This window comes from Shewanella sp. ZOR0012, assembly GCF_000798835.1.
GTDB classification, from domain to species: Bacteria; Pseudomonadota; Gammaproteobacteria; order Enterobacterales; family Shewanellaceae; genus Shewanella; species Shewanella xiamenensis.
This window is the reverse complement of record NZ_JTLE01000094.1, coordinates 104,867-115,017: the sequence shown is the minus strand read 5'-3', so window position 1 is coordinate 115,017 and position 10,151 is coordinate 104,867. Positions and strand designations below refer to the sequence as shown.

9 protein-coding genes and 1 pseudogene are annotated in these 10,151 nt (G+C 41.1%); 6 read left to right on the top strand and 4 right to left on the bottom strand.

Annotated elements, in window-relative coordinates:
• The 3 genes and pseudogenes from L976_RS02390 to L976_RS02380 form a co-directional block, all read left to right on the top strand.
• Positions 1–512, top strand: a pseudogene (locus L976_RS02390) (hypothetical protein); the annotation flags it as partial.
• A gap of 53 nt (positions 513–565) precedes the next feature.
• Positions 566–1,561, top strand: a complete 996-nt coding sequence (locus tag L976_RS02385; RefSeq protein WP_047533841.1) for a hypothetical protein — start codon at positions 566–568, stop codon at positions 1,559–1,561.
• 29 nt (positions 1,562–1,590) lie between these two features.
• A complete protein-coding gene (locus tag L976_RS02380; protein ID WP_047533839.1) occupies positions 1,591–2,340 on the top strand; it encodes a glycosyltransferase family A protein in 750 nt (249 codons plus the stop codon).
• A gap of 50 nt (positions 2,341–2,390) precedes the next feature.
• Here the strand turns inward: L976_RS02380 and L976_RS02375 are convergent, their stop codons facing one another.
• Both L976_RS02375 and wecB read right to left on the bottom strand, forming a co-directional pair.
• Complete coding sequence (locus L976_RS02375; RefSeq protein WP_047533837.1) at positions 2,391–3,503, bottom strand: glycosyltransferase family 4 protein; 1,113 nt, start codon at positions 3,501–3,503, stop codon at positions 2,391–2,393.
• Positions 3,503–4,624, bottom strand: a complete 1,122-nt coding sequence (gene wecB / locus L976_RS02370) for a non-hydrolyzing UDP-N-acetylglucosamine 2-epimerase (protein ID WP_047540078.1) — start codon at positions 4,622–4,624, stop codon at positions 3,503–3,505. Before wecB ends, L976_RS02375 begins: the two co-directional genes overlap by 1 nt.
• Before the next feature lie 264 nt (positions 4,625–4,888).
• On the opposite strand from wecB, the gene coaD reads away from it, so the two are divergent.
• Together coaD and L976_RS02360 are read left to right on the top strand one after the other, a co-directional pair.
• The gene (gene coaD, locus L976_RS02365) at positions 4,889–5,380 is read left to right on the top strand and encodes a pantetheine-phosphate adenylyltransferase (protein ID WP_011074274.1); all 492 of its coding nucleotides are present in this window, start codon (positions 4,889–4,891) and stop codon (positions 5,378–5,380) included.
• Positions 5,381–5,457: 77 nt separating this feature from the next.
• Positions 5,458–6,930, top strand: a complete 1,473-nt coding sequence (locus L976_RS02360) for a capsule assembly Wzi family protein (RefSeq protein WP_047540076.1) — start codon at positions 5,458–5,460, stop codon at positions 6,928–6,930.
• A 58-nt stretch (positions 6,931–6,988) separates the two neighbouring features.
• Here L976_RS02360 and L976_RS02355 read toward each other — a convergent pair whose 3' ends face one another.
• Both L976_RS02355 and L976_RS02350 read right to left on the bottom strand, forming a co-directional pair.
• Positions 6,989–7,996, bottom strand: a complete 1,008-nt coding sequence (locus L976_RS02355; RefSeq protein ID WP_047533828.1) for an NAD-dependent epimerase — start codon at positions 7,994–7,996, stop codon at positions 6,989–6,991.
• 24 nt (positions 7,997–8,020) lie between these two features.
• Entirely contained in the window at positions 8,021–9,184 is a 1,164-nt protein-coding gene (locus L976_RS02350) for a nucleotide sugar dehydrogenase (protein WP_047540075.1), read from the bottom strand.
• 234 nt (positions 9,185–9,418) lie between these two features.
• Between L976_RS02350 and L976_RS02345 the strand changes: the two genes are divergently transcribed.
• Positions 9,419–10,150, top strand: coding sequence for a glycosyltransferase family 2 protein (locus tag L976_RS02345; protein WP_047533826.1), 732 nt, complete (start codon positions 9,419–9,421; stop codon positions 10,148–10,150).
• The last annotated feature ends 1 nt before the right edge of the window (position 10,151 follow it).

The window sequence follows — 10,151 nt, the reverse complement described above, 5'->3', positions numbered from 1 at the left end:
AAAATGAGTTTGTATTATTTAATGCTGGCTCTGGTGGTCACAAAGTGAATGGTGAATTAGCCGCCGATATTTTTGCTCAGGCCGCTTATGAAAGCTTCAAAGCCTCAGGAATAGTGAGTGTCATGGTTTTTGGCCCGAATTACCCCAATCCTCTGCCTGAACTAGAGGGAGTTGTTATGATCCCACAATTGAATAATCAACAGTTTATCAATTTGTTAGCCGCATCTAAGGCCGCCGTATTGAGCGGTGGTGATACTTTATTGCAAGCGATAGCGCTGCACAAGCCGACATTAGCGGTTCCAGTATCCAAGGATCAACCGCCAAGGATTGCAGCATGTGTGGCTCAAGAATTGGTATTGAGTTGTGAAACTGCATTGGAACCAATGAAAAATGCACTTGCAAAACTGTTGTCTGAAGAGCAGATGCTGCATCTATGCACTAAATTGGCATTAAGCGAACAGTTAAATGGATTGGATATGGCGATCAAACAGTTAAGACTATGGCTCAAATAGCCGCTTAAAGAGTGGTAGTTTACTTATTGCATTCAAATATTTGGGGTAGTCATATGGTACAAGTTAATGAAGAAGCATCGAATTATGATGAGTTTAAGGTAGACATTACGACATTTGATGAGCCGAGAAAACCAGGCATCAGTGCTATTTTGCGTATAAAGAATGGTGCCGAATTTTTGAGATCCAGTATTGAGACTCATATTCCTTATTATGATGAAATTATAGCCTGTTATAATGATTGCACAGATAATACGGCTGAAATATTACATGAACTAAAAGAGAAGTACCCTGAAAAAATAAAGGTTTTTGAATATTTACCTAAAGTGCATCCCATTTTTTCTGATGCTCACAATAGCTGCGCAACTGATAATGTCCATAGTTTAGCAAATTTTTACAATTATACTCTTTCAAAAACTAGCTATAAAATAGCCACAAAATTAGATGATGATCATATTGCTATTGACCGAAATTTAATTCCGGTAATAACAGCGATTAGACGAGATATGTTATTAGGTGTTAAGAAGATATATACATTTTCCGGTGTCAATCTTGCATTCGATACGAATGAGAAATTAGGGGTTTATAAAAGAGAACCTCTTGTTGGTACAGGCGATCATATGTACTTCCCTGTTTCTTCTGAAATTTATTTCTCACAAGAAAAAAATGTTGAGGCATTTAGATTTGTTGGTAGAAAAATTGAGAAAAAATATATGGGGATTATGTATTTCCACCTAAAGTATTTAAAAAAAGGTTATGGGTTTTTAAATTTATCACAAGAAAAGCGTGACGAAGTTGTTATGAAGCATGTTTCAAATACAGATGTTGTTGACTTAGATGATTTTATTAGCAAGGATTCTATAAAGAGTCTACGTAAGTATCATAACGTTATTGAGTATTGGTTGCGGACACGAAAAACTTTCAATGCTATCATTTACGTATTATTTAAAAGAAATCCACCATTAAGAATTGCCCGCTTGCATCAACTTTATCAGGATTTAAATGGTATTGATTTAGATAAATGTATTGTTAAGCGTTTGAAAAAATTCTAATCTATGGTTAGTTTTTGTACGGAGATGTTATGAGTGACAACACAGTTTCACTGGTTATCACAAGTTGTAATCGTTTTGACTTACTTGAAAAAACAATTGAAAGTTTTTTAAAGTATAATACTTATCCTATATCACAATACATAGTTATAGAAGATAGCCACAATCGCGATAAGCTTGAAAATACCTTAGCTAAATTCAAAGATATTGATTTTGTTATGGTTAATAATGAACCTCAATTAGGGCAAATGAAAAGTATCGACAAAGCCTATTCACTAGTCACTTCTGAATATATTTTTCATTGTGAGGATGATTGGGAGTTTTATCGTACAGGGTTTGTTGAAAATTTGCTTAAAGCGTTACTTTCAGATGAAAAAATTGTAACCGTTTGGCTGCGTGAAACAAGTGATACTAATGGGCATTCAGTGTTGCCTGAGTTATATACTTGTCCTACCGATGAGTCGTTAAAGTATCAAATAATGCATACAAATGACTTACTTCATGGTGTCTATTGGCATGGTTTTACTTTAAATCCAGGTTTAAGGCGTTTAGCTGATTATCAGTTGATTGCTCCAGTTGCACAATATTCGAGCGAAGGCGGTATAGGCAATAAATACTATGAATTAGGATTTAAAGCTGCAATTTTCCCTGAAGGGAGTGTGAGGCATATAGGTTATCATCGAGGTATTCGTTATAAACCTAATATAGCTAAATGGCGAAAAGATCTTAATGTCGCATTTAGAAAATTTAAATCTAAGATACATAAAACACTAAAAAATTAATTTGATAACCAGAGTAGTTTTTCTAGCTCTGGTTTTGATATTGATATGTGTTATTGTTTATTAATTAAATCTATCCAATCTTTTCCCCACTTTTCTTTGCTACATGGATAAGCGATCGAGTTTAAACCATTTTGTGCAAGTTTTTTGCAGAAATCAAAATCATCTAGTGCAGTAAAAAGCGCCAGTTCCATTTCTTGTGAATTAGGCATGACTAACAAACCATTGTATCCATTAATAATGAGATTAGATAGTCCACCGATATTAGAACTGATCACCATACAACCTGCAGCCATAGCCTCAATCATTGAGAGAGATGTACCTTCAGAGCCTAAAGTCGGAATGATAGATATGTGATGCTCTTTATGTATTTTGAAACTTTCAGATGGGCCATATTTAGTTATTTTAACGTTAGAATGACTAGAAAATAATGATTCTAAGTATGGTTTTAGAGGGCCATCACCTGCAAAATTGACTTCTATTCTATATTGATTTGATAGTTTGCTTATAATTGGAGCAATCAATGCAATCCCACGGTAGTCAACAAAACGACGAGCAATAATTATTTTAATTACACGGTCATCACTCCATTTTTTGTCAAAATCAGATTGATTAACTTTTTCAGTATAGAAATTATATATTACTTTTACATTTTTTCTGCCAACATTAAACCAAGTACGATACCAATTTATAAAATTATGATCTACGCACACTAATGTTGAATTATTTTTTATGTAAGATAGATATTTAAATTGATTTAATAGCGAAGATAGAAATTGAATAACGGTATTTTTATTTTTCCTTGGTTTATCCCAAGAGATACCATGTTGAATCGCTATTTGTTTATAACCTTTCAAATTGACCGAATATGAGTCTGTTGCATAAATTATAATGTCAGTCTTCTTATTTGCATTTTTTTTAACCCAATTTGCAAGAGCATACTTTTTTAGATTACCACGAAAGTATCCTGTATTTATGCCATGAACATTCATATGTTCATTTTTTATAGAAAAAGAATCTTTTGCGGGTTGTACTAGATGACAAATCCACCCATTGCGAGATAAAACCTCAGCTAAACTAATAATGTAATTTTCGATACCGCCTACAGTTGTTAATGCTCCTTCCGAATTATACATAGAGCGATAAATTATATAAATATTTGACATTATTTTACCTGATAATGAAGTTTGATAATATTAAGTATTCTTTGGCATGCATGCCCATCACCATAAGGGTTAACCGTCTCACCAAATGCCTTTTGGTTTTTTATCAAAATATTAACTTCAGATACTATTTTATCAACATCAGTTCCTACTAATCTAACCGTTCCTGCAGACACAGCTTCAGGTCTTTCGGTTTTATCACGTAAAACAAGCACTGGTTTTTTTAAGGATGGAGCTTCTTCCTGTATTCCTCCTGAGTCAGTGAGAATAATATCAGCTCGATCCATTAATGTTACAAAAGACTGATAATCCAAAGGATCAATCAGATGGAAATTATCTAACCCACCTAAGTGTTTGAAAACAGGTTCTTGTACTTTAGGGTTTAAATGTACAGGATAAACTAACTCCCAATCTTTGTTCTCTAATGCAATTGTTTTTAGTGCAGTACAAATATTTTCGAATCCAACACCAAAATTCTCCCTACGATGTCCAGTAATTAGAATAACTTTTTTTCCGTCCAATATATTTAGTAAGTCTTTTAATGCATCTGAGTGTGGGAAATCGTCTTTCTTTGTTATAGATAATGTTTGAAATAAAGCATCAATCACAGTATTCCCCGTAACATAGATGCTTTCAGGAAAATAACCTTCATTTTTTAAATTTTCAGCTGAGGAAGGGGTTGGAGCAAAATGCAAGGACGATAATACAGCTGTTAATTTTCGATTTGCTTCTTCTGGCCAAGGTGAAGTTATATCACCAGTACGTAAACCCGCTTCAACATGACCGACATCAACCTTTTGATAAAATGCCGCCAAAGCAGCAGAAAATGAAGTGGTAGTATCCCCATGAACTAAAACCAGTTGAGGTTGAAATTCTTTAATGACCTTCCCTACACCCTCAACAATTGCGCCAGTTAACCATTCTAAGGTTTGATTTGGCTTCATCAGATTCAAATCGTAGTCAGGGGTCAGTTCGAAAATACTTAGCACTTGGTCAAGCATATGGCGATGTTGTGCTGTAACACAAATTTTGACATCTAATTGAGGGTCGTTGGCTAGCATTTTTGCCAAAGGACACATTTTTATTGCTTCAGGTCGAGTGCCAAATACGAGGAGAATTTTCACAATAAAACCTACCCAAGTTAAGATCAGAAAGTAGTCATTGTTTAGGTGTGCTATTGATTCATTAATTAACAGCTGCCATATCACAATTTTCGAGTCAGTATTCTACCTTTTAGGCTGTCTTTTGGCTATGGCATACCGAGTTGGATTAAATGCTATCGGTCTATATCTAATGCTTTGAAGAGTGTATGAAAGATACTTTGCTTAGCTGTGTAAGCGGGTGATAAACTTTTATATACCGTAGCTTAAGCGTTTTTTGTAAATTATATGCACACAAGAGCGATTTATCCTGGGACGTTTGATCCTATTACCAATGGTCATGCCGATTTGATTGAGCGTGCGGCTAAGCTGTTTAAGCATGTGATTATTGGTATTGCAGCCAATCCTTCCAAGCAGCCAAGGTTTACCCTTGAGGAGCGTGTGGAGCTGGTGAATCGTGTCACTGCGCATTTGGATAATGTCGAAGTGGTGGGGTTTTCTGGCCTATTAGTGGATTTTGCTAAGGAGCAGCGGGCAAGCGTGTTGGTGCGTGGTTTGCGTGCGGTTTCTGACTTCGAGTATGAGTTCCAATTGGCCAATATGAATCGCAGATTAAGCCCCGATCTTGAGAGCGTATTTTTAACGCCTGCCGAAGAAAATTCTTTTATTTCTTCAACCTTAGTGAAAGAAGTCGCACTGCACGGTGGTGATGTGAGTCAATTTGTTCACCCTGAGGTAGCAAGCGCATTGGCGGCCAAACTTAAACTCGCTAAGGCCTGATTAGGCTTAACTTTTTTCGTGAAACTATGGGGCATTGCCCTCACTGTGATAATGAAAAGGATTTTATGAAGGATGTTATGAAGGCTTTTTTGACCCCCACTCTCCTCGCAGCTAGCGTTGCATCTGGTTTATGGTTTTCATCGACGGTTGCTGCCGCTCCTTGGGTGGATGCCTCAGACATTTATCTTCGAGCCGATATTCAAGCGCTTGCCGATGCTGGCGTGATCCGTGTGCCTGTGAATACCTTTCCATTAATGTGGTCAGGAATTGGTGGCGATTTAGCAAAAGTAGAGCCTGAATTGCTATCTCCCAGATTAGTGCAAGCCTTTGCTCGGGTTAATTTTTACTATCAAAACGCCGTCGATAATCGCGGCAATGCGAGGGTTAAAGTCTCGGGCGCGACCGATCCGGCTCGTTTTCAGCATTATGGCTCCGACTATCGTGAAAAGGGTGAAGTTAAAGGTTCCTACGAATATTTAGGCTCGCGTGTGGCCTATAAAACCACGGTTGCAGAGACTTACGATCCGCAAGATAACAAAAACTTCCGCCTCGATGAGTCTTATTTCGCGGTGATCATGGGCAACTGGATTGCCACCTTAGGTACGGTGGAACAATGGTGGGGCCCAGGGTTTGATTCATCACTCCATCGCTCAAATAATGCCCGTCCCATGCAATCACTGTCGCTCAGCCGCAATAATGCCGCCGCCTTTGAAACCCCATGGTTATCTTGGATTGGACCTTGGACCTTTAAAACGGGTTTTAGTATGGCCGAAAATGAGCGCGCTGTGCCAAAAACAGCTGAATGGGATATACGCTTTACTGCCAAACCGATTAAACAACTAGAGGTTGGTCTGTCTTGGTCGACACTCTTTTGCGGTGAAGGGCAGAATTGCGACTTCGATTCTTGGTGGGATTCAGTCGCTGGCAATGCTGTTTGTATCGACGGCTCAGATTCTTGTCTTGCTGAGCAGCGGCGTGACGCGGGCCATAAAACCCAAAGCATCGATTTACGCTATGCCGATACTTGGCAGGATATTCCCGTTGGTTTGTACCTTGAACGCAGCTGCGAAAACGGCAGCAATTGTGGCTCGCTTTGGGGCATAGATAGTCATTTCGGCACAGCGGGTAAACAGTTCAAGCTGTTTATGGAGTATTCAGACACCTTTGTTGAATGTGGTGGCAAGGCAAATTGCTTCTATGAAGATCCTGTCTATTTAAGTGGAGCGCGTTACTACGGCAGAGCTTTAGGCTCGACCTATGATAGTGATGCACAAGTCTTTGTATTGGGCTTGGTGGGTCAGTTCCATAACAGTCGTGGATTCACTTCATTATTGCGCTATGCCAAATTGAATAAAGATGGCACTAATGTGGCGACAACTTGGGCTCCGCAGCCGCCGAAGGAAGATTTACTGATGCTGGAGCTTTCCTACCGTATGCCAGTCTGGAAGGGCATGTGGAGTGTCGGTGGCACAGTGTCTAGATCAGAATTTGAGGTGCAAGAAAACGATACTAATGCGACTTTCTTTAGCAGTTTTGAATATCGTTTTTAAGCGCTAATCCAATAAAGAGGCCTGCTAATCAGCAGGACTCTTTATTTTCTCAGAGAGCTTACTTTGCGTAAAACGCGCGGTACCACTCGACAAATCTGCTCACCCCAGTATTGATATCGACTTGGGGTTTGTATCCCACGGCCTTAAATAGATCTTCGGTATCGGCCCAAGTGGAATGCACATCACCTGGCTGCATGGGTAAAAATTGCTTTTTCGCCTCGATGCCAAGCGCGCGCTCGAGTGCGGTAATAAAGTCGAGCAATTGCACCGGGCTGCCATTACCTATGTTGAATACGCGATAGGGCGCGCTGCTATTGGCGGGTGTGCCTGTTTCAATATGCCAGTCAGGAGTTGAGCTAGGTGGCTTATCTTGTACCCGAATAATGCCCTCAACGATATCGTCGATATAGGTGAAATCACGGCTGAGATCGCCATGGTTATACACATCAATCGTTTCACTGGCGAGTATCGCTTTAGTGAATTTAAACAAGGCCATATCGGGTCGTCCCCAGGGGCCATACACAGTAAAAAAGCGCAGGCCTGTGGTGGGTAACTGATAGAGATGCGAGTAAGTGTGCGACATTAACTCGTTGGCTTTCTTGGTCGCCGCATACAGGGATATCGGATGATCGACGCTATCCTCGGTCGAAAATGGCATCTTTTGATTCAAGCCGTAGACAGAGGATGAAGAGGCATACACTAGATGCTCAATCTTATGGTGGCGACACCCCTCTAATATCGTGAGATGTCCGACTAAATTGCTATCGGCATAGGCGAGGGGATTATCGAGGGAGTAGCGCACTCCAGCCTGCGCGGCGAGATGGATAACACGTTGGAAACCCTGCTGCGCAAATAGTGTTGCTATGCCTTCTCTGTCGGCTAAGTCCTGTTTGATAAAACGGAAATTGCTTAACGCTTCGAGTGGTGCCAGCCGTGCGAGTTTTAATCCAACATCATAGTAGTCATTGAGGTTATCAATCCCGACCACCTCATGGCCCATTGCGCAGAGGCGCTTACTGACGTTGGCGCCGATAAACCCTGCCGCGCCTGTGACTAAGTATTTCATGGTAAACCTTGGTGTTGGGGACGCTTAGTCGTGATGGAACAGATCTCGAGTGTAAACCTTATCGGCAACATCTTCGAGTTCACTGGCCATGCGATTCGTGACGATGACATCACACATGGCTTTAAATTCTTCTAAATTGCGGATAACGGTTGATTTAAAGAATTCGTTTTCCTTTAAGACTGGTTCATAGACCACGACTTCAATCCCTTTAGCTTTAATGCGTTTCATCACACCTTGCACCGCAGAGGCTCGGAAGTTGTCCGACTCTGACTTCATGATCAATCGGTAAATCCCCACTCGCTTAGGCTGCTTACGGATAATGGCATCGGCAATAAAATCTTTACGGGTAGTGTTAGCATCGACAATGGCGCTGATCAGATTGTTGGGCACATCGTTATAGTTTGCGAGTAATTGCTTAGTATCCTTTGGCAGGCAGTAACCACCGTAACCGAAGGAGGGATTGTTATAGTAATCGCCGATGCGCGGATCTAAACATACGCCTTCGATAATCTGGCGGGTGTTAAGTCCACGACTTTCAGCATAGGTGTCCAACTCATTAAAATAGGCGACGCGCATGGCTAAAAATGTATTGGCAAATAACTTTATCGCTTCTGCCTCGGTGCTGTCGGTGAGCAAAATCGGAATATCTTGTTTAATCGCCGCATTAGCAAGAAGGGTTGCAAAGGTTTGGGCGCGAACTGAACGTTCACCCACAATGATACGAGAGGGGTGAAGGTTATCGTAAAGAGCTTGGCCCTCGCGTAAAAACTCGGGTGAGAACAGAATGTTCTCGCTATTTAATCTGGTTCTCAAACTCGCAGTAAAGCCGACGGGTACAGTCGATTTAATAATAATCGTCGTGTCGGGATTCAGGGCGAGGACTTCCTTGGCGACATTTTCGACCGATTGAGTATTAAAGTAGTTGGTTTGCGGATCATAGTCAGTCGGGGTGGCAATAATGACAAAATCGGCGTCTTTGACTGCGTTTTTGTCCATCGTGGCGCGCAGATTTAAGACACTATTGCACAGGTATTCTTCAATCAGGTTGTCCGCGACGGTTGATTTTCGGTCATTGACCAATTTGACTCGTTCAGGCATCAGATCAATAGCAGTCACTTGGTTTTGCTGCGCGAGCAACACCGCATTTGATAGGCCGACATAGCCCATTCCAACCACAACTATGTTCATAGATTCAATAAAGTTTGGCATGTAGTTATCTAACCTAGCATTTTCTGTGGCGATAAAATATGTCATTTCGATGAAATCCACAGTTCCAAATTAAGTACTCTTTTCTTGCATTTTACGCCTATACAATGCTGGTCTTGCATACGGTTTAATTCATAACATCCTATCAATGCAGATTTTTATTTTGCAACAATCCTATGTTACCGTATTTATGGTCATAAACGCTGGAGTATTAATGTGATTTCAGTTGTCATCCCCGCAAAAGATGAGGTGGGCAATATTGGCCCATTAATGGAAGAGATATGCCAAGCCCTGCAAGGGATGACTGAGTTTGAAATTCTGGTCGTCGATGACGGTAGCCAAGATGACACTTTTGGTGAAGTCATCGATACCGCTGAACTGATGCAGTGCAACGCAAAAGCTATTCGTCACGAGCGCAGTACTGGCCAAAGTACCGCAATATTTACAGGCGTTTTACATGCCCGCGGTAAATACATCGTTACCTTAGATGCCGATGGGCAAAACGACCCTGCGGATATTCCCGCCATGTTGACACAACTGCCGCAAATACATGCCGAACACTTTTGTATTGCCGGTTACCGCAAAAACCGTAAAGACACGGCGTGGAAGCGATTCCAGTCCCGCTTTGCTAATAAAGTGCGTGATGCACTGTTACACGATGGCGTACCCGATACCGGCTGTGGCCTAAAACTCTTCCCCCGTGAAACCTTCCTTCGTATGCCTTACTTCGACCATATGCACAGATATATCCCTGCACTCGTGCGCCGCATGGGGGGAGAGGTATTTATTTCTGTGGTGAATCATAGAGATCGCCAAGTTGGGGTGTCTAAATATACCGCTTGGAATCGGGTCTGGGTCGGGATTGTCGACATCATGGGCGTCATGTGGCTCGGTCGCAGGGCGAAAATCGCTAAGGTCGCCCGTAGCGAAACCCGCTGGCACGATTAAG